This is a genomic window from Nocardioides sp. CCNWLW216 (genome assembly GCF_037120545.1).
In the GTDB taxonomy this organism is placed as follows: domain Bacteria; phylum Actinomycetota; class Actinomycetes; order Propionibacteriales; family Nocardioidaceae; genus Nocardioides; species Nocardioides lianchengensis.
Genome location: NZ_JBBBBJ010000010.1, coordinates 178,025 through 197,515 on the forward strand (window position 1 = coordinate 178,025; position 19,491 = coordinate 197,515).

14 protein-coding genes are annotated in these 19,491 nt (G+C 73.8%); 8 read left to right on the top strand and 6 right to left on the bottom strand.

Features of this window, described 5'->3' with window-relative positions; translation table 11 throughout:
• Positions 1 to 89 precede the first annotated feature (89 nt).
• Both V7S47_RS20590 and V7S47_RS20595 read left to right on the top strand, forming a co-directional pair.
• Positions 90 to 1,079 carry an aldo/keto reductase gene (locus V7S47_RS20590; protein ID WP_336563320.1) on the top strand — a complete coding sequence of 330 codons (990 nt, stop codon included), beginning with the start codon at positions 90 to 92 and terminating at the stop codon, positions 1,077 to 1,079.
• 550 nt (positions 1,080 to 1,629) lie between these two features.
• A complete protein-coding gene (locus tag V7S47_RS20595; RefSeq protein WP_336563321.1) occupies positions 1,630 to 2,454 on the top strand; it encodes a chloride channel protein in 825 nt (274 codons plus the stop codon).
• Here the strand turns inward: V7S47_RS20595 and V7S47_RS20600 are convergent.
• On the bottom strand, positions 2,429 to 3,466 hold the full coding sequence (locus V7S47_RS20600; protein WP_336563323.1) for a zinc-dependent alcohol dehydrogenase family protein: 1,038 nt from the start codon (positions 3,464 to 3,466) through the stop codon (positions 2,429 to 2,431). The two genes, V7S47_RS20595 and V7S47_RS20600, sit on opposite strands and share 26 nt — an antisense overlap.
• Positions 3,467 to 3,548: 82 nt before the next feature.
• On the opposite strand from V7S47_RS20600, the gene V7S47_RS20605 reads away from it, so the two are divergent.
• From V7S47_RS20605 to V7S47_RS20615, 3 genes are read left to right on the top strand one after another with little or no spacing between them, the layout of a single operon-like run.
• Positions 3,549 to 5,048: a DUF3375 domain-containing protein gene (locus V7S47_RS20605; protein WP_336563324.1), complete on the top strand. Its 1,500-nt coding sequence runs from the start codon at positions 3,549 to 3,551 to the stop codon at positions 5,046 to 5,048.
• Positions 5,045 to 5,809, top strand: coding sequence for a DUF4194 domain-containing protein (locus tag V7S47_RS20610; RefSeq protein WP_336563325.1), 765 nt, complete (start codon positions 5,045 to 5,047; stop codon positions 5,807 to 5,809). Before V7S47_RS20605 ends, V7S47_RS20610 begins: the two co-directional genes overlap by 4 nt.
• On the top strand, positions 5,806 to 9,258 hold the full coding sequence (locus V7S47_RS20615) for an ATP-binding protein (RefSeq protein ID WP_336563326.1): 3,453 nt from the start codon (positions 5,806 to 5,808) through the stop codon (positions 9,256 to 9,258). The genes V7S47_RS20610 and V7S47_RS20615 overlap by 4 nt, the downstream gene beginning before the upstream one ends.
• A 177-nt stretch (positions 9,259 to 9,435) precedes the next feature.
• Here the strand turns inward: V7S47_RS20615 and V7S47_RS20620 are convergent, their stop codons facing one another.
• Positions 9,436 to 9,639, bottom strand: coding sequence for a cold-shock protein (locus V7S47_RS20620; protein WP_090858906.1), 204 nt, complete (start codon positions 9,637 to 9,639; stop codon positions 9,436 to 9,438).
• Positions 9,640 to 9,888: 249 nt separating this feature from the next.
• Positions 9,889 to 10,326: an Hsp20/alpha crystallin family protein gene (locus tag V7S47_RS20625; protein WP_336563327.1), complete on the bottom strand. Its 438-nt coding sequence runs from the start codon at positions 10,324 to 10,326 to the stop codon at positions 9,889 to 9,891.
• Between the two features lie 107 nt (positions 10,327 to 10,433).
• Between V7S47_RS20625 and V7S47_RS20630 the strand changes: the two genes are divergently transcribed.
• Entirely contained in the window at positions 10,434 to 10,712 is a 279-nt protein-coding gene (locus V7S47_RS20630; RefSeq protein WP_090858899.1) for a MerR family transcriptional regulator, read from the top strand.
• A 17-nt stretch (positions 10,713 to 10,729) separates the two neighbouring features.
• Here V7S47_RS20630 and V7S47_RS20635 read toward each other — a convergent pair whose 3' ends face one another.
• Entirely contained in the window at positions 10,730 to 11,341 is a 612-nt protein-coding gene (locus V7S47_RS20635) for a hypothetical protein (protein ID WP_336563328.1), read from the bottom strand.
• Positions 11,338 to 12,693 carry an MFS transporter gene (locus tag V7S47_RS20640; RefSeq protein ID WP_336563329.1) on the bottom strand — a complete coding sequence of 452 codons (1,356 nt, stop codon included), beginning with the start codon at positions 12,691 to 12,693 and terminating at the stop codon, positions 11,338 to 11,340. The genes V7S47_RS20635 and V7S47_RS20640 overlap by 4 nt, the downstream gene beginning before the upstream one ends.
• A gap of 137 nt (positions 12,694 to 12,830) precedes the next feature.
• Here V7S47_RS20640 and V7S47_RS20645 point away from each other — a divergent pair, with 137 nt between their 5' ends.
• Together V7S47_RS20645 and V7S47_RS20650 are read left to right on the top strand one after the other, a co-directional pair.
• Positions 12,831 to 15,467 (top strand): 5'-nucleotidase C-terminal domain-containing protein, encoded by a 2,637-nt coding sequence (locus V7S47_RS20645; protein ID WP_336563330.1) that lies wholly within the window; start codon positions 12,831 to 12,833, stop codon positions 15,465 to 15,467.
• A 52-nt stretch (positions 15,468 to 15,519) separates the two neighbouring features.
• The gene (locus V7S47_RS20650; protein ID WP_336563331.1) at positions 15,520 to 17,847 is read left to right on the top strand and encodes an arylsulfatase; all 2,328 of its coding nucleotides are present in this window, start codon (positions 15,520 to 15,522) and stop codon (positions 17,845 to 17,847) included.
• A 3-nt stretch (positions 17,848 to 17,850) separates the two neighbouring features.
• Here V7S47_RS20650 and V7S47_RS20655 read toward each other — a convergent pair whose 3' ends face one another.
• Positions 17,851 to 19,419 carry a SulP family inorganic anion transporter gene (locus tag V7S47_RS20655; protein ID WP_336563332.1) on the bottom strand — a complete coding sequence of 523 codons (1,569 nt, stop codon included), beginning with the start codon at positions 19,417 to 19,419 and terminating at the stop codon, positions 17,851 to 17,853.
• Positions 19,420 to 19,491 lie beyond the last annotated feature (72 nt).

The window sequence follows — 19,491 nt, forward strand, 5'->3', positions numbered from 1 at the left end:
TCACTGTAGCGGCTGACAGGTCCTCGCGCTCAGGTGCGGGGGTGTTCTCTTGGGGCACATCCACCTCGGCCTCAGCAAGGAGCACCAGCATGGACACGCGCACCCTCGGGCAGGGCCTCGAGGTCTCCGCCCTCGGCCTCGGCTGCATGGGCATGAGCCACGGCCTCGGTCCGGCCGGCGACCACGACGAGATGGTCGGGGTCATCCGCGACGCCGTCGACCTCGGCGTGACCCTCTTCGACACCGCCGAGGTCTACGGCCCGTTCGTCAACGAGGAGCTGGTCGGCGCGGCGCTGGCCCCGGTTCGCGACCAGGTCGTGATCGCGACCAAGTTCGGCTTCTCCTTCGACGCCGACGGGAAGCAGACCGGCGGGCTGGACAGCCGGCCCGAGCACGTCCGGGAGGTGGCCGACGCCTCGCTGAGGCGCCTCGGCGTGGAGACGATCGACCTCTTCTACCAGCACCGGGTCGACCCGGGCGTGCCGATCGAGGAGGTCGCAGGCGCGGTCGGGGAGCTGATCGCCGCGGGCAAGGTGCGCCACTTCGGGATGTCGGAGGCCGGCGCCGGGACGATCCGGCGCGCGCACGCGGTGACGCCGGTGACCGCGCTGCAGAGCGAGTACTCGCTGTTCTGGCGCGAGCCCGAGGAGTCGGTGCTGCCCACGCTCGAGGAGCTCGGCATCGGGTTCGTCCCGTTCAGCCCGCTCGGCCGCGGGTTCCTCACCGGCCGGATCGACGCGTCCACCACCTTCGCCGACAACGACATCCGCCGCACCCTGCCGCGATTCCAGGCCGACGCGCTGGCCGCCAACCAGGCGGTCGTCGACCTGCTCGGACGGATCGCCGAGCGCCACGACGCGACTCCCGGCCAGGTGGCGCTGGCCTGGCTGCTCGCCCAGCAGCCCTGGATCGTCCCGATCCCCGGCACCCGTCGTACGACGCGGCTGCGGGAGAACGTCGGCGGCGCGTCCCTCGCGCTGACCCCGGCCGACCTCGACGAGATCCAGCAGGCCAGCGCGACGATCGTCGTCCAGGGCGAGCGCTACAACGAGGCGATGCAGGCGATGATCGACCGCTGACCCGGCCGGTCGGGCTCACCCGGAGCAGGTGAGGCGGGCGGCGCCTGGGCGCGGCAGCGTGGTCGGTCCGCGCTCCCACCCGAGGAGGTCGGGGTCGTGCTCCCACCCACCGAACTGCACAGCCGCGACTTCGTCCGTCTCCTGCTGACGGCAGCCGCTGTGGGGATCCCGATGTCGGCGGCCGGGTTCGGCTTCCTCGTCGCGGTCCACGAGCTCGAGCACCTGGTGTGGCACACGGTGCCCCTGCGGCTGGGCGACGGCGCGGTGCCGGTGTGGTGGCCGGTGGTCGTTCTCGTGCCCGCCGGGGTGCTGGTCGCGGCGACGGTCCGCCTCCTGCCCGGTCACGGCGGGCACGTGCCGGCGCGGGGCCTGGACACCGGGACGACGCCCACGACGGCCGAGCTCCCGGGCGTGGTCCTGGCGGCGTCCGCGAGCCTGGTGCTCGGCGCGGTGCTCGGGCCGGAGGCGCCCCTGGTGGCGCTCGGTGGTGCGCTCGCACTGCTGCTGGCCCGCCGTACCCGCGCCGCCACGGACCCCGCGACCGCCCCCCGTGCTCGCGGCGTGCGGCGCAGCCGCCGCCGTCTCGGCGATCTTCGGGAACCCGCTGGTGGCCGCCGTCCTGTTCCTCGAGCTCCTCGGGCTCGGGCGTCGCGCGGCGACGCTGGTGCTGCTGCCGTGCCTGGTCGCGAGCGGGGTCGGGGCGTTGGTGTTCACCGGCCTCGGCCGGTGGACGGGGCTCGACATCGGATCGCTGGCGATCCCGGACCTCGGGCCGACGGGCCTGCGCGTCGGCGACGTGCTGTGGACGGTGCCGATCGCGGCCGTGGTCGCGGCCCTCACCTGGGCGGTCTTCGGGCTCGGGCGTCGGGTCGCCGAGAGCGCGAGGACCCGACTGCTCGCGACCACGGTCGGCGCGGGCGTGGTCGCGGCGACCGCGGCCATGGGGTACGGCGCCGCGACCGATCGCTCGCCCACCGAGGTGGTGCTGTCGGGGCAGGCGACCCTCGGCGTGCTCGCCGCCGCCCCCTCGGCGTGGTCGACCGGCGCCCTCGTCCTGCTGGTCCTGGCCAAGGGCCTCGCCTACGCGGTCTGCCTGGGGGCCTTCCGGGGCGGTGCGGTCTTCCCGGCGATCTTCCTCGGGGCGGCCGTCGGGGTCGTGGCCAGCACCGCCGCACCCGGGCTCGGTGCCGTGCCGGCGCTGGCGGCCGGGATGGCCGCAGGCGTCGCCGTCCTGGGGCTCCCGGTCACCAGCATCCTGCTCGTGGTGCTGCTGCTGGGCGAGGCCGCGGGCGACCTGATGCCGGTCGTCATCCTGGCCGCGGTCACCGCCTTCGTGGTCGAGGAGGCCCTCACCGCTCGAGGCTCACCACGGTGATCCCGGGCGAGGTGGCCGGCTCGCCCATCGCGGCCAGGGCGGCGCCGGCGTCGGCCAGCCCGATGACGGCGCCCACCAGCCGGTCCGGGCGTACGGCGCCCGACGCGACCAGGTCGAGCATCGGCGGGTAGTCGCGGGCGGCCATGCCGTGCGAGCCGAGGACCTGCAGCTCCCTGGCCACCACGAGGTCCATCGGCAGCGGCGGCGTCGCCTGCTCGCCCAGCAGCAGCCCGACCTGGACGTGGCGACCGCGCGGGCGCAGGGACGACACCGACGCGACGGCGGTGGCGGGGGAGCCGACGGCGTCCAGCGACACGTGCGCCCCGCCGCCGGTGGCCTCGACCACCCGCCGGGCGGCGTCGGCGCCGCCGGTCAGCACGACCTCGGCGCCCAGCTCCGTCGCGAGGGCGAGCGCTTGGTCCGACAGGTCGACCGCGACGACCCGGGCGCCGAGCGCGGCCGCGATCATCACCGCCGAGAGCCCCACGCCGCCGCAGCCGTGCACGGCCACCCAGTCGCCCGGCCCGACCCGACCGTGCGCCGTCAGCGCGCGGTACGACGTGGCGAACCGGCAGCCCAGCGCCGCGGCGGTGACGAGGTCGAGGTCGTCGGGCAGGGCCACCACGTTCAGGTCGGCGGCCGGTACGGCGACCAGCTCGGCGAACGAGCCGGGCATCGTGAATCCGGGCTGCTGCTGGTCGGGGCAGACCTGCGCGTCGCCGGCCGCGCACCAGGCGCACCGGCCGCAGCCGCAGACGAACGGCGCGGTCACCCGCTGGCCGACCCGGACCGTGCGCACCTGGGGTCCGACGGCGGCGACGACACCGGCGAACTCGTGGCCGGGCACCTGCGGCAGCGGCACCGGGTCGTGGCCCTGCCAGGCGTGCCAGTCGGAGCGGCAGACACCGGTCGCGCCGACCGCGACGAGCACCCCGTCGGCGGGGCAGGTGGGGTCGGGGACATCCACCAGCGCCGGGGTCGCGCCGTACGCGTCGTACCTGATCGCCCGCACGGGATGATCGTACGGTCGGCCCTCTCTGCGACACTTGCCCGCTGACGAACCGCCCACGGGCGCGAGCGCGAGAGGAGCAGGGATGAGCGAGATCGCCGGGGAGCTGGCCCGGGTCAAGGGCGCCTTCTCGCAGCCGACCCTCACCCTGCTGCACCAACGGCAGGCCGCCGTCGTCATCACCGTGTTCCGGGCCGCCTTCGGGCGCAACAACAAGCCGATCCCGACCGCGCGCCTGCACGCCCAGGTCGAGGAGCACCTGGCCGAGATCCGGCTCGCCGGCGAGACCGAGGTCCCGACGGGCAACGGCCGCGACCTGTGCCACCGGTGGATGCGCGGGCAGTGGCTGGTGCGGGCCCTCGACGAGACCGGGCACGAGGTCTACACGCTGACCTCCCACGCCCAGCAGGCCCTGGAGCTGGTCAAGAACCTCGCCCGCGACCGGGCCACGCTCAGCGAGCACCGGATCGCCACCATCCTCGGCACCGTGCGGCGCTTCAACGCCGAGGCCAACCCCGACCGGACGTCGCGGGTGACCATCCTCAACGCCGAGATCGCCCGGCTCCAGGCCGAGCGCGACCGGCTGGTCGACGGCGCCGAGCTGGTCAGCGCGACCGAGGACTACATGGTCGAGGGGTTCACCGAGCTGCTCTCGCTGATCTCGGCGCTGCCCAGCGACTTCGCGCGCGTCGAGGAGCGCTTCGCCACCATCCGCGGACAGATCCTGGCCGCCTTCCGGGCCGAGGACCGCCCGGCCGGCGAGGTGATCGACGACTACCTCGCGCGCGCCGACGCGCTGATGACCGCCACCCACGAGGGTCGGGCCTTCGAGGGCGCCTTCGCCCTGCTGCGCGACGACGCGCTCGTGACCCAGCTCCGCGAGGACCTCACGGCGCTGCTCGACCACCCGCTCTCCGGGGGGCTGATCAGCGACGCCGACCGGGCCGAGCTGCAGGGCACGGTGCGGCTCGTGCGCGACGGGCTCGACCGGGTGCTGGCGCAGCGCTCGCGGGTCACCGCCACGCTGAAGGAGTACATCGTCTCCCACGACGCGGCCCGCGACCGCGAGCTCGAGCAGACGCTGCGCCAGATCGAGTCCGAGCTGATGACCTGGATGGCCACGACCGGCCCGCGCGCGGTCCACGACGTACCCCTCCTCCCGGCCCGGGCCGGGGCCGAGCACCTGCGCGAGCGGTTCTACGACCCGGCCGACGACGTGCTGCCCGAGCGGATCCGCAGCGGCGACCCGGCCGAGGCGCCCGCCGTGTCGCTGGAGGGCCTGCTCGCGCAGGGCGGACCCCGCCTCTCGGCCCTGCGCAGCCGGCTCGAGGACGCGCTCGGCTCGCTGCTCCCGGCCGGCTCGCTGGGCGAGCTCTTCGACCGGCTCGAGCCGTCGCTGCGGCGGCCGGTCGAGATCTTCGGCCTGCTCCACCTCGCCGCCGACCGCGAGTGGCTCAGCGAGGAGGAGCTGGAAGCCTTCGTGACGGTCCGGCCCGACGGCAGCCGCCGTACCTTCTCGGTGCCCCGCACCCCCCTGCCCGACCCCGACCGCCGACCCGAGACCCGAGAGGACGCCGCGCGATGAGCGTCGACGCCGACCTCGACAGCAGCCCCGTGACCGACCCCGATCCGGACGTCGACCTGGACGTCGACCTCGACGTCGAGCCGATCGACGACTCGTCGGTCTCGCTCTTCGAGGGCGACGAGGGCGGGCTGGAGTACGCCCAGCGCCGGGCCCTGGTCGCGCTGCTGAAGCAGCGCTTCATCAGCGCCCGCACCCACCGGCGCGACTGGCCGGTGCTGGTCGACCACGAGCGGGTGCTCCGCTCGCGCCTCAACGACCTGTTCCTCGACCTCGTGGTCGACCGGTCGCGCGAGGTCGCCTGGAAGCGCCAGGCCACCTCCGAGACCGGCAGCCGCTTCCCGACCCTGCTCTACGACGCCGCGTGGTCGCGCGAGGAGACGCTGGTGCTGGTCCACCTGCGTGACCGGCTGCGCGCCGGTCTGGCGGGCGGGGACGCGCGGGTCTTCGTCGACCGCGAGGACATCGTCGAGTACGTCGCCAGCTTCCGGCCGGCCCACGCCACCGACGAGGCCGGCGACGAGAAGCGCGCCCGCAACGCGGTGGTCAGCGTGGTGAAGTCCGGGCTGCTGATCGGGGCGGCGTCCGACGACCGCTACGAGATCAGCGAGGCCGTCGAGCCGCTGCTGCCGCTGGAGCTGATGCAGGAGCTGCTGGAGGCGCTGCAGCGGGCCAACCGCGCCGAGCAGCCGCCGCCCGAGCCCGAGGCGGAGCTGTTCGACGAGCAGCCCGACGGGCCGGTTCACGGGGAGGACACGGAGTGACGACGACCGACGGGCTCTTCGAGCAGCAGCTGGTGGACGCGCCCGCCGACGACACGGTGCAGTGGCGCGCGGCGCTGCTGCAGCTGGTCAACTGGGGCGGCTTCGGCGGCCTGACCACGGTGCCGCTGCGCGGCGACGCGACGATGATCTCGGGCGCCTCCGGGGTCGGCAAGAGCACCATCCTCGACGCCTACACCGCGCTGATGATGCCGTCGGACACCAAGTTCAACGGCGCCTCCAACGACGCGGTCGCGGGCCGGGCCCGCGGCGTCGGCCAGCGCAACCTGCTGTCCTACCTGCGCGGCGCGGTCGACGTGGTCGACGACCCCCGCACCGGGCGACCGGTCGAGCAGCTGCTGCGCGGTCGCGGCTCCGACACCTGGGGCGCGGTCGCGATGACCTTCGTCAACGACCACGGCGGCCGGTTCACCGCACTGCGGACCTACTACGTCCCGCGTCGGGCCGCCCGCTCCGGCGAGGTGCAGATGCAGCTGGTGACCCACGAGGGCGCGCTGTCGCTCGACGCGCTCGAGGTCGCGGTGCCCGAGCGCTTCCACGCCAACACGCTGAAGAAGCTCTACCCCGGCGTCCGCGTCCACCGCACGTACGCCGAGTTCTCCGCGGTCCTGCACGCCCGGCTCGGGATCGGCGCGAACGGCGACGGCGCCAAGGCGCTGCGGCTGCTGGCCCGGATCCAGGCCGGCAACCAGGTCCGCAGCGTCGACGAGCTCTACAAGGACATGGTCCTGGAGCGGCCCTCGACGTACGCCGCGGCCGACCGGGCGGTCGAGCACTTCGACGACCTCGACACGGCGTACTCCGCCATGCGGGTCGAGGAGCAGAAGTTGGAGCTGCTCGACCCGATCACCGACCTGCACGAGCGGCGGGTGGCGGCCGGCGTACGTCTCGGCGAGCTCGACGCGTACGGCGTGACGCTGCCCGGCGACACACCGCTGCGGCTGTGGCTGCTGCGCACCCACCGCCGGCTGCTCGGCGGCGCGGTCGACGCCAACCGCGACGACCGCCGGGCCACCGACGAGGAGCGCACCCGCACCGCCGGTGCGGAGAAGGCGCTGCAGAGCGACCTGGAGGCGGCCAAGGAGGCGCACCGGGCGGCCGGCGGCTCCACGCTGCAGTCCCTCGCCCTCTCGCTGGAGCAGGAGGCGGTGGTGCGCGAGGACCGCGCCGGCCGGCGGGCCGTGCTGCAGGAGCGGCTGCTGCCGCTGATCGAGCTGTCCGGCGACGACGCCGGTCCGGACGCCGACGGCGTCGCGGACGCGTTGGGGTCCGAGGCCGCGTTCGCGGCGCTGCAGCAGCGGGCCCGCGCCTGGCTCGACGGCTGGCAGGGTCAGCAGGACCGGCTCGGCCGGGCCCGCGACGGGCTGCGCGACCGACGCTTCCCGCTGCAGCAGCGGCAGGGCGAGCTGCGCGGCGAGCGGGCGTCGCTGGAGGGCCGGGCCGGCCGGATGCCGGCCCGGATGCACGAGCTGCGCGCCGAGGTGGCGAAGGCCAGCGGGCTCGGGATCGACGAGCTGCCGTTCGTCGCCGAGCTGCTCGACGTCGCGCCCGAGGAGGCGCGCTGGCGCACCGCGATCGAGACCGTCCTGGGCGGCACCGCGCGGGTGCTGCTGGTGCCGCTCGACCGGCTCGCGGCCTTCTCGGCCGCCATCGACGGGCTGCAGCTGCGCGGCCGCCTGACCTTCGAGGGCGCCGAGCTCGACCTCCCCGACCGCGGGCCGGGCGACCCGGAGCGGATCGCCGGCAAGCTCTTGTTCCAGGACTCGCCGTTCTCGGGCTGGGTGCAGGCCCACGTCGACGACCCGGCCCGCAACGCCCTGTGCGTGGAGACCGCGGCCGGGCTCGAGGGCGACGGGCTGCGGGTGACGCTCGCCGGCCAGACCCGCAGCGGCCGCCGGGGCGCCCACGGGCGCAACGACGCCCGCAGCATCATCGGCTTCTCCAACGAGGGCGCGATCGCCGAGATCGACGCCGAGCTCGCGACGCTCGAGCAGGACCTGGTCGCCCTCGACGCGGAGGTCACCGAGCAGGACCGCCGGCTGCGCGTGCTGACCCGCGCGCGGACGGCGTACGACGCGGTCGCCGACGCCCGCTTCGACGACCTCGACGTGGCCGGCAGCGACCGCCGCATCGCCGACCTCGAACGTCGCCGCGACGACATCCTGGCCGCCGACGACCAGCTCCAGGTCCTGCAGGAGCAGGTCGAGGCGCTGGAGGCCCAGCTGGAGCAGACCCGGCGGGCGCGCTTCGGCCTGGAGCGGCGCCAGCAGGAGCTGAACTCCACCCACGCCGAGCTGATCGACTCCGAGGACCTGGTCAACGACCGGCTCGAGGCGATGGAGCGCAGCGGGGCGGTCGTGCTCACCGCCGAGCAGGACGCCGCGCTGGCCACCGAGTTCGCGGCCGCGGCGGCGCCGGCGGACCCCGACGACCCCGACCGGTTCTCCGAGACCTCGCAGCGCCTCGCCGACCGGCTGCACGGCGCGGTCGCCGAGGCCGACGCCGAGATCCGACGGGTCGACGACGAGCTGACCGGGATCTTCCGGCTCTATAAGTTCCAGTGGGACTCGCCCAACCTGGGCGCCACCGCGGAGTCGTACCCCGACTACGCGCGGATCCTCGACGAGATCCGCGGCAAGGGCCTCGCCGGGCGGCGTTCGGAGTGGCGGCGCCGGCTCACCGAGTGGAGCGGTCAGGACCTGGTCCCGCTGGTCGGGGCGATGGCGGCCTCGATCGAGGAGATCGAGGACCGGCTGGACCCGATCAACGCGATCCTGCGGCGCCTGGAGTTCGGCGCCTCCGGCGACCGGCTCCGGATCCGCCTGCGCCGGCTGGCCCCGGCCCACGTCCAGGTCTTCATGAAGGACCTGCGGGCCCTCTCCGCCGCGGCCACCACCGAGCTGGCCGAGGACGACCTCGAGCGCCGCTTCGCGGACCTCAGCCGCTTCATGCAGCAGCTGCGCAAGCCGACCCAGGTCGGCGAGGCCGGCGCCGCCGCGACCGACCGCGACCGGTTGCTCGACGTACGACGGCACGTCGAGATCAGCGCCGAGCGCTACGACCCGGCGACCGGCGAGCTGCGGGCGACGTACCGGACGCTGGGGGAGAAGAGCGGCGGTGAGAGCCAGGAGCTGGTGGCCTTCATCGTCGGCTCCGCGCTGCGCTTCCGCCTCGGCGACGAGACCCGCTCGCGGCCCCGCTTCGCCCCGGTCTTCCTCGACGAGGGCTTCGTGAAGGCCGACTCGGAGTTCGCCGGCCGCGCCGTGCAGGCCTGGCGCGGCCTGGGCTTCCAGCTGATCGTCGGCGTGCCGCTCGACAAGGTGACCGGGCTGGAGCCCCACATGGACGAGCTGCTGGCGATCACCAAGAACAGCGCGACGCATCAGTCCTGGATCACGCCGATCACGGGGGCGTCGGCGACCGCGGACTGATCGCCGGCCCCGATCGCCGACCTCTCGGGGTTTCCCTGACGTTCCCGGGGGATGCTTCGCCCAGGAACGTCCTACTTTCCCGGTGATCCGGGGAAGTAGGACACCCCCCTCCGGAAACGCACGAACGGCGACTCCCGGCCTGAGCCGGGAGCCGCCGTTCGGCGGTGCGGGGTCTTCTCAGACCGCGCGGACGTTCTCGGCCTGCGGGCCCTTCTGGCCGGCGACGACGTCGAACTCGACCTTCTGGTTCTCCGCGAGGCTCTTGAAGCCGGTGCCCTGGATGTTGGTGTGGTGGACGAACACGTCCGCGCCGCCACCGTCCTGGGCGATGAAGCCGAAGCCCTTGTCGTCGTTGAACCACTTCACGGTGCCCTGGGTCATCTGATTCCTCTTTCGTTGCGGTGGATGCAGCGCGCGCGGGGCGCTCGCTGCGAGCTGAAGACATGGCGTGTATGTCCAGCTGACCGAAGACCAACGAACAGGCGATGAGCTCGGCGACCACTGTGGCCACCGGGTGGGGAGAACCCCCTTCAACACCTCAGACGGTAGCAGGGTGCTCCGACCGGCCTCGCATCCTCGCGCGCGGGGGCCGCCGATGCGTGACCGGCGACCCCCGACGGCGGGACGGGATCAGCCCTCGATCGCGGCGGGCTCGCGGTGCTCGCCGTCCTGGCTGGAGCCGATCTCGATCTTGCGCGGCTTGGCGCGCTCGGCGACCGGGACGACGAGCCGAAGCACGCCGGCGTCGTAGCTGGCCTCGATGCGGTCGAGGTCGAGGTTGTCGCCGAGGACCAGCTGGCGGCTGAAGGTCCCACGGGTGCGCTCGTTGGCCAGCATCTGCCAGTCGCCGTTGCGGGTCACGCGCTCGGCCCGGACCGTCAGCACGTTGCGCTCGACGTCGAGGTCGATGCTCTCCCGGGTGACGCCGGGCAGGTCGAACTCGATGACGAACCGGTCACCCTCGCGCCAGGCATCCATCGCCATCGCCGCGGGCCGGTTGGTCGTGCCGAGTAGCTGCTGGGTCAGGCGGTCGAGGTCGCGGAACGGGTCGGTGGTGCGCAGCAGCATGGCTCTTCCTCTCTGTGAAGGGTGGTCGACGTCCTGCGTAAGTCCGCCGAACCTGTATCAACGGTTACAGGTTTTATATACCCAGATGATGCGTCAGACTCAAGCCCGTGAGCGAGAGAAATCGAGGGGTCTTCGCGATCTCCGTCGCGGCCGAGATGGTGTCGATGGAGATCCAGAACCTCCGGGTCTACGAACGCCGCGGCCTGGTCGATCCGGCCCGCACGTCGGGCGGCACGAGGCTCTACAGCCCGGCGGACATCGAGCGGCTGCACCGGGTCCGCGAGCTGCTGGCGGAAGGTCTCAACCTCGCTGGCGTGGGCCGGGTCCTCGCGCTCGAGGAGGAGGTGCGACGGCTGCGGGCCAGGCTGGCGCGCGCGTCGGGCTGATCGCGCCCGGGCGACCCTCAGACCAGGTCGCGGACCCGGTCGGCGAGCGAGTCCTTGACCGCCCGGGTCACCGCGGTCTCGAGCTGGGCGTTCAGGTCGCCCTGGTCCTCGAGGTTGCCGAGCAGCTCGCGCAGGTCGAGGTCGTCGACGGTGCGCAGCAGGACGTCGTCGGTCTTCAGCGCGGCGTTCACCACGGAGTCCGGGAGGGCGCGGATCGCAGCCTTCAGGAACCGGTTGAGGTCGGCCGAGTCCAGGGCCTCGTCGACCAGCTCGGAGGCCGGGGGCAGCGTGCCCTCCTCGTCCAGCCGTCGTACGGCGTCCCGCAGCCCGTCGCGCAGCGCCTCGATCTCGGCGTCGCTGCGCTCCCCGCCCTGGCCGAGCTCGAGCGTCAGCGCCTCGCGGCTGACGGAGAGCCGGCAGGCGGCGCCGTCGACGCCGAGCAGCACCAGCCGCTCGGTGAGTCCCTCGATGCCGTCGGAGCGTGAGGTGACGGTGCGCTCGACACAGGGGTCGGCGGTCCGGAGTGGCTCGAAGGAGCCGCCCCCGCCCGCGAGCTGGACGCCGATCACGCCGGCCACGAGGACCGCCGCGGCGACCGGCAGGCCGAGCGCCCGGGCCGCGGCGCTCACGCGGTCTCCCGGGACCGGGGCCGGACCGCGCCGAGCACCACGGTCAGCAGGGCGAGCAGTGCCAGTCCGGCGCCGATCAGGAACGAGTCGCGGAACGCCCGGGTGGCGGCGCGCTCGAGCTGCTCGTCGAGGTCGCGTTCGAGCTGCGACGCGGCGGGCTGCTCCGAGGGGGCGAGGTCCAGGCTCGCGAAGGCCGGGTGCAGGTCGGGGACCTGGCCCTGCTGGTCGGCGAGCTCGTCGCCGAGGGCGCGGGCGACCGCGATCTTGTCCTCCGCGCGCAGTGGGGCGTCGATGACCAGCGCCGTGATCGCCTGCTCGGCGGGCTCCTGGGCGTCCTGGAGGTCCGCGGTGAAGACCGGCGTGAGGATCGCCAACCCGACGACGACGCCGACGTGGCGCGCACCGATCGTCCAGCCGGCGTGCCGGGCCCGCGGCAGGCGGAGCTCCATCGCCTGGGCGGTGAGCCGGTCGACGGTGAGGCCGAGGCCCAGGCCGACCAGCGCCTGCGGCGCGACGGTCCAGGCGAGGTGGGACGACGGCGGGATGGCCAGCGCGACCAGGCCGCCGGCGACCAGGAAGCAGCCGACCCCGACCTCGACCTGCGGGGGCGTGCGCAGCAGCCGCGCGAGCGGCCCGGCGGCGAGCGCGGCGATCGGCACCACGGACACGGTCAGGGCCGCGGTCGCGGGGGAGTGTCGCCAGCCCTGGACCAGCAGCAGCACCAGCAGGAACAGCGCCGCGGTGAGCGCCGCGGACAGCAGGGCCAGGGTGAGGTTGGGGCGCAGGGCGGGGCGGTGCCGGTCCGGCTCCTGCTCGGGTACGGCGGCGACCGCGAGCGCGGCCGGGACCGCGAGGACGGCGAACGGCACCTGCACCACGAAGATGGCCTGCCACGAGATCGCCTGGGTGAGCAGCCCGCCCGCGACCGGGCCGGCCGCCGTACCGATGACGCCCGCCGTGACCCACGCGGCGACGCCGCGCCGCTCGCCCCACTCCGCGACCAGGAGCTCCAGGCACCCCACGAGGGCCAGGGCCCCGCCGACCGCCTGGATGCAGCGGGCCGCGATCAGCACGTCGATCGAGCCCGCCACGGCGCACCACGCCGAGGCCGCGGCGAAGACCGCGATGCCGACGGCCCCGAGGACCTGCGGCCGGGCGCGCGCGGCGGCCATCGCGGTCGGGACGGCGCCGAGGCCGAGCACCAGGTTGAACGAGATCAGCACCCACGCGACCTGGCCGACCGTCGCGTCGAGGTGCACGAGGATGTCGGGCAGCGCGAGGGTCACCACCGCCGAGTCGGCCAGCACGAGCGCGACGGTGACCGCGAGCAGGGGAGCCACGGCACGACGCACCCGCTCATCCTGGCAGGACAACCAAGAGTTCGCGTACGTGAACGATATTGAAGAAGTGTTCACAAGTCTGGACTCAGTTCTTGACTCTGTGTGATCGGCGCCATACGTTCGGGCCGCCACCCCGAGCGAGGAGTTCCATGAACGTGCTGCGCAGATCCCTCCAGCGAGCCGCCGTGCTGGTCGCGGCCCTGTCCGTCCCTCTCACGGCGCTCGCCGTCACCGCCGCCCCGGCCACCGCGGCCGTCGGCGACGAGGTGATCGCCTGGCTGGAGGTCGAGGACGGCGTGATCAGCGGGGGACCGGCCCTCAACTCCGGCGACCACGGCAACTTCTCGGGCACCGGGTCCTACACCTTCCGCGAGACCGGCATGCAGTCGACGATGACCGTCAACGCGCCCGCGGCCGGGACCTACCCGGTCTACATCCGCTACGCGGCCGGGCCGCTCACGCCGGAGGAGAACGTCACCCGCGCGATGGGGCTGCTCACCAACGGGGGCAGCCGCCAGCAGGTGAGCTACCCGATCACCAGCCTCGAGAACTGGGAGGCCTGGCGCTTCTCCACGGCCACCGTGACCCTCAACCAGGGGCCGAACACCATCGCCGTGCAGTGCGACCGGGGCCAGGAGATCTGCCGGCTCAACCTCGACGCCATCCAGGTCGGCGGGACCGCGCCCGACCCGTGCCCGGCGACCGCGCAGGAGACCGGCTGGACCAGCCTCTTCGACGGCACCTTCGCGACCTTCGACGGCTGGCGCAAGGCCGGGGCGGGCGGCTTCGGCCGCCAGACCGACTGCACCATCCGCGGCTTCCGCGGTCGGGGCGCCACCTGGCTCACGACGCAGCAGCAGGGCCCCTACACCCTGGAGCTCGACTGGCGCCGCGGTGACGCGGACGCCGTCTCCAGCGTGTACGTCGCCTCCGGCAGCCGGGGCGGCGCGGACCCCGCGGGCGGCTTCCGCATCCCGATCGGGCCGAGCACCGGCGCGATCGTGCCCACCGGCGGCACCGCCAAGCCCGCCGACGCCGAGAAGGTCGCCGCCGCGCTGAAGCCGGTCGTCGGCCAGTGGAACACCTACTCGATCCGGCTGACCGGCTCGCGGGTCCGGGTCCACCTCAACGGCACCCTGGTCAACACCCTCGACCTGCCGGAGCCCGTCTCGACCACCGGCTTCATCGGGCTCGAGAACCCCGCCGGCTCGGACCACGTCTCCTTCCGGGCGATCCGGCTGAAGCCCGACGTCGACGTCGCCCAGGTGGCGGCCCCGTTCACCCGGGCCACCCGCGCCAACGGCGCGACCGTGAACCCGGGGGGCGAGTCCACCCTGGGCCACCTGGTGGCCGACGTGCAGAAGTGGGCGACCGGCGACACCCAGCTCGCCCTGGTCCGGCCCGGCTCCCTGGGCGGTGACCTGGCGGGTGGCGCGACCAGCTTCCCGGCCGCCGTGACCTACCAGCAGGCGGCCGCGGTCCAGCCCTCCTCCGACACCCTGGTGACCCTGAGCCTGACCGGCGCCCAGCTGAAGGCCGTGCTGGAGCAGCAGTGGCAGCGCAGCGCCGGTGGCGGCATCCCGTCCGTGCCGTTCCTGCGCCTCGGGACGTCGGCCGGCTTCACCTCGACCCACGACCCGAGCGCTCCCGAGGGCTCCCGGATCACCGGCATGTGGCTCGACGGCGAGCCGGTCGTCCCGACCGCGTCGTACTCGGTCGCGGTCGACTCGACCCTGGCCGCCGGCGGCGACAACTTCCGCGCGTTCCTCGGCGCCACCGACAAGCAGGACACCGGCACGCCGGTCCTGGAGGCCCTGCTCGGCTACCTCGACGAGCACGCCGACCCGGCCGCCGGCGGCAGCCCGCTGGTGCCCGGCCGCGCCCAGCACGCGGTGGGCGTGACGATCCCGGGCGGCGCGCCCGCGTCGTACCCCCTCGGTGGGGCGCTGGCCGTCGACCTCTCGTCGCTGGCCTTCCCGTCGACCACGGACCTGAAGGACAGCTCGGTGGCCGTGTCGCTCGGGGGCAAGCGCCTGGCGTCGTTCCCGGTGGACAACACGGTCGGCAACGCCGTCTCCGACGAGTACGGCACCGCGGCGGTCCGCACGACCGTCCCGGCCGACGCGCCGCTGGGAGCGACGACCCTGCGAATCGTCGGCAACAAGACCGGGACCACGGTCGAGCTCCCGATCACCGTCTCCGCGGCGTCGTCGACGACGTCCGTCAGGATCGCTCCCTCCGCCGTCGCCGTACGACGGGGCACGGCCGGTGTCACGGTGACCGTGGCCTCCGCCGGCCCGACGCCGACCGGCACGGTCGAGCTGCTGGTCGGCGGGGTGAAGCGGGCGAACCTGACCCTGGTCGGCGGCCGGGCGACGGGCACCGTCGGTCCGTTCACCGCGGTCGGCTCGCAGACCGTCACCGCCCGCTACCTCGGCAGCGCGGCGACCCTGCCGAGCACCAGCGCGGCCGCGAGGCTCACGGTCCGCAAGGCTGTCGCCACGGTCACCGCCAAGGTCGCGCCGGGCAAGGTCGTGGCCAGGAAGACCAGGGCCAAGGTCACGGTCACCGTCACCGCGCCCGGTCTCACGCCGTCCGGCAGGGTCACGGTCAAGGTCGGCACGAAGACCTACGCGGCCACGCTGAAGGGCGGCCGGGCGACGGTGCGGCTGGTCAGGCTGACCAAGCCGGGGACGGTCCGCGCGACGGTGACCTACCTCGGTGACACGCTCACCGAGAAGGCGTCGACGACCGCGAAGATCAAGGTGACGCGGGCGAAGCGGTAGTCACCTGGATCGGGTGAGCCCGCCCGGAAGCGGGCGGGCTCACCGTGGCGGCATGACGAAGCCATTCCAGGGAGTGATCAACCTCGACGTCCGCGACTCGGTCGCCGACTGGACGCCGTTCCGGGAGCCGGCCGCCCCGGAGGGCGCGCCCAACGTCCTGCTCGTCCTGTACGACGACACCGGGCTCGCGGCGTGGTCGCCGTACGGCGGCCGGATCAACATGCCGACGATGCAGCGGCTGGCCGACCAGGGGCTGACCTACACGCAGTGGCACACCACGGCGCTGTGCTCGCCGACCCGCTCCTGCCTGCTCACCGGACGCAACCACCACCAGAACGGCTTCGCCCAGATCTCGGAGGGGGCGCAGGGGTTCCCGGGGCACACCGGCCACATCCCGATGGAGAACGCGACCATCGGCGAGGTGCTCCGCGAGCACGGCTACAACACCTACTGGGTCGGCAAGAACCACAACATCCCGGTGGACGAGTGGGCGGTCGGCGCCACCCGGCGCAACTGGCCCCTGGCCCGCGGCTTCGACCGGTTCTACGGGTTCGTGGGCGGCGAGACCAACAACTGGTTCCCGACGCTGGCCGAGGACAACCACTACGTCGACCAGCCGTACGGGCCCGAGGACGGCTACCACCTGTCGAAGGACCTCGCCGACAAGGCCATCTCGTTCATCGCCGACAGCCGCACCTCGGCTCCGGACAAGCCCTGGTACCTCTGGTTCTGCCCCGGCGCCAACCACGCGCCGCACCACGCCCCGGAGGACTACATCGCCAAGTACGCCGGGCAGTTCGACGACGGCTACGAGGCCTACCGCGAGTGGGTGCTGCCGCGGATGGTCGAGCGCGGCATCCTGCCCGAGGGCACCGAGCTCAGCGAGATCAACCCGCTGGACGCCCAGGCCGCCGTACCGCTGGACCACGTGCGGCCGTGGGCCGAGCTGAACGCCGAGGAGCGGCGGCTCTTCTCCCGGATGGCCGAGGTGTACGCCGGGTTCTCGGAGTACACCGACGCGCAGGTCGGCCGGATCGTGGACTTCCTGGAGGAGACCGGGCAGCTCGACAACACGATCATCCTCTACTGCGCCGACAACGGGGCGTCGGGCGAGGGCACCTCGAACGGGTCGGTCAACGAGAACAAGTTCTTCAACGCCTGGCCCGACGACCTGGAGGAGAACCTGGCCCAGGTCGACGTCCTCGGCTCGCCGGCGACGTACAACCACTACCCGACCGGCTGGGCGACGGCCTTCTCGGCGCCGTTCAAGATGTTCAAGCGCTACACCTACCAGGGCGGCGTGGCCGACCCGCTGGTCATCTCCTGGCCGCGCGGCATCACGGCCCGCGGCGAGGTGCGCACGCAGTACCACCACGCGGTCGACGTCGTCCCGACGCTGCTGGAGTGCATCGGCCTGGAGATGCCGGACACCGTGCAGGGCTACGACCAGTCCGCGCTGCCGGGGGTGTCGATGCGGTACTCGTTCGAGGGCGACGGGCCGACCCGCAAGGTCATCCAGTACTACGAGATGTTCGGCACCCGGGCGCTGTGGCACGACGGCTGGCACGTCGTCGCCCGGCGCGCCCCCAACGAGGGCGGGACCGCGACCGACTTCGTCAACGAGACCTGGGAGCTCTACCGATCGGAGGAGGACCGGGCCGAGCTGCACGACCTCGCCGCGGAGTACCCCGACAAGGTCAAGGAGCTGGTCAACCTCTGGTACGTCGAGGCCGGCAAGTACGACGTGCTCCCGCTCGACAACCGCTCGGTGGCGGACCTGATCAAGAGCCTCCCGGTCGCGGACCTCCCCGAGGGCGGGGTCTACCGCTACTACCCGAACACCTCGCCGGTGCCGGAGTTCGCCGCCGCGCAGATCAAGGGGCGCTCGTTCAAGATCCTGGCCCAGGTCGACCTCGACGACCGCGACGCGCACGGGGTGGTGATCGCCAACGGCGCCCGGTTCGGCGGGCACTCGCTGTTCGTGAAGGACCGCCGGCTCCACTACGTCTACAACTTCCTCGGGATCGCCCCCGAGCAGCACCTGGTGTCGGCCGACGAGCTGACCCCGGGCCCGCACGTGCTCGGGATGGACTTCGCCAAAGAGGGCCACGGCGAGCACGGTGAGGCGCTCGGCACGGCCACGCTCTACGTCGACGACCTGGCCGTCGCCAAGAGCGACTGGCGGACCCAGCCGGGCCAGTTCGCCCTCTGCGGCGAGGGGCTGACCGTGGGCCGGGACAGCTCCGACCCGGTCTCGGCGGAGTACGACGCGCCGTACGCCTTCACGGGCGGGCGGATCCGGGTGGTCGAGATCAACATCGGCGACGACGTGTACGTCGACCTGGAGCGGGAGTTCCACGCCGCGATGGCCCGGGACTGAGGTTCATCGGGCGCCGAGCAGCCCGGCCTGCTCGGCGCCGACGAACCAGTCCGACCGGCGCAGCACCTCCAGCACCTCCGGCCGCAGCCCGGTCACGGTCAACGCGATCCCGTCGCCGGCCAGGTCGTCGCGGAGCGCCCGTACGGTGTCGATCAACGGGATGGTCACCCGGGTGACCGCGGCCGCGTCGAGCACGACGCGGGCGGGGTCGGCCTCGCGGACCAGGCGCAGCGCCTCGTCGTGGGTCGACCGGGCGTTGCCGGTGTAGAGCCCGCCGGTCAGGCGCAGGGACAGCGCGTCCGGCGGTCCGTCGTACGACGGGGCGACGCGGGGCTGGTTGACCGAGCGGACCACGAGCACCAGCGTCAGCGCCACCCCGACGGCCACGCCGAGGAGCATCCCGCCGGTCAGGCCAAGGGCCGCGACGACCAGGGCGACCCAGAGCTCCGCGCGGTCGATGCGGGCGTAGACGGCGAGCTCGCGGGGGTCGAGGAGGCCGAGGATGGCCACCAGCACCATCGCGGCGAGCACGGCGCGCGGGAGGTCGTCGAGCACCGGGGCGAGGAGCAGCGCGACCAGCAGCGCCAGGGCGGCCGTGATCACGGTCGAGAGCTGGGTGCGGGCGCCCGAGCGCAGGTTGACCGCCGACTGCGAGAAGCCGCCCGCGGGCGGCAGGGTCTGGGTGAGGCCGCCGGCCAGCGACGCGATCCCGGTGGCGAGCAGCTCCTGGTCGGTGTCGATCGGCGGCTCGTCTCGACGGCGGTTGGTCCGGGCGACGAGGACCGTCTCGAGGAACGCCATCACCGCGATCGCCAGCGCACCGGGCAGCAGGTCGATTACGTCGCCCGGCACCGGCAGCGACAGCCCGGGCAGCCCGGACGGCACGGGGTCGATGAGCCCGACGGTCCGCTCGACGTCGGTCGTCGCCACCAGCACGACCGCACCGGCGACGACCACCAGCGGCCCGGGGACCTGGGGCGCCCACCGGCGCAGCACGAGCAGCACGCCGACGGCGGCGGCGGACACCAGCACCGTGGCCGGGTCGGCGTCGGGGACCCGGCCTATCGCGTCGGTGACGGTGGCGAAGAAGCCGCCGCCGTCCGGGTCGGCGGCCACGCCCAGCAGGGCCGGCAGCTGGCTGGCCGCGACGGTGAGGCCGACCCCGATCCGGACCCCGGTCAGGGTGGCCGGCGAGATCGACTCGACCAGCGACCCCAGCCGGAAGAGTCGCATCGCGAGCAGGCACAGCCCGACCAGGAAGGTCAGCGTGAACGCGGCGCCGAGCAGCTCGTCCTGGTCGCCGATCTCGAGGCCGGCCAGGGTGGTCGCGACCAGCACGGCGATGGTCGACGTGGTCGACACGCTGACGGCTCGTGCGCCGCCCACCAGGGCGTAGGCGACCATCGGGGCCAGGCAGGTGTAGAGCCCGACCTCGACCGGGAGCCCGGCGATGGTCGCGTAGGCCATCGCCTGCGGGACCACCACGGTCCCCGCCGCGAGCCCGGCGAGGATGTCGGGCCGCAGCCAGCCCCGCTGGTAGCCGCGCAGCGTCGGCGCCAGGTGGGGGATCACACGCGGCAGCCAACCGCGGGCGCGCCGGCACCGGGCTCACCCGAGCCGGGTGAGGCGGGCGGCCCGCCGCGG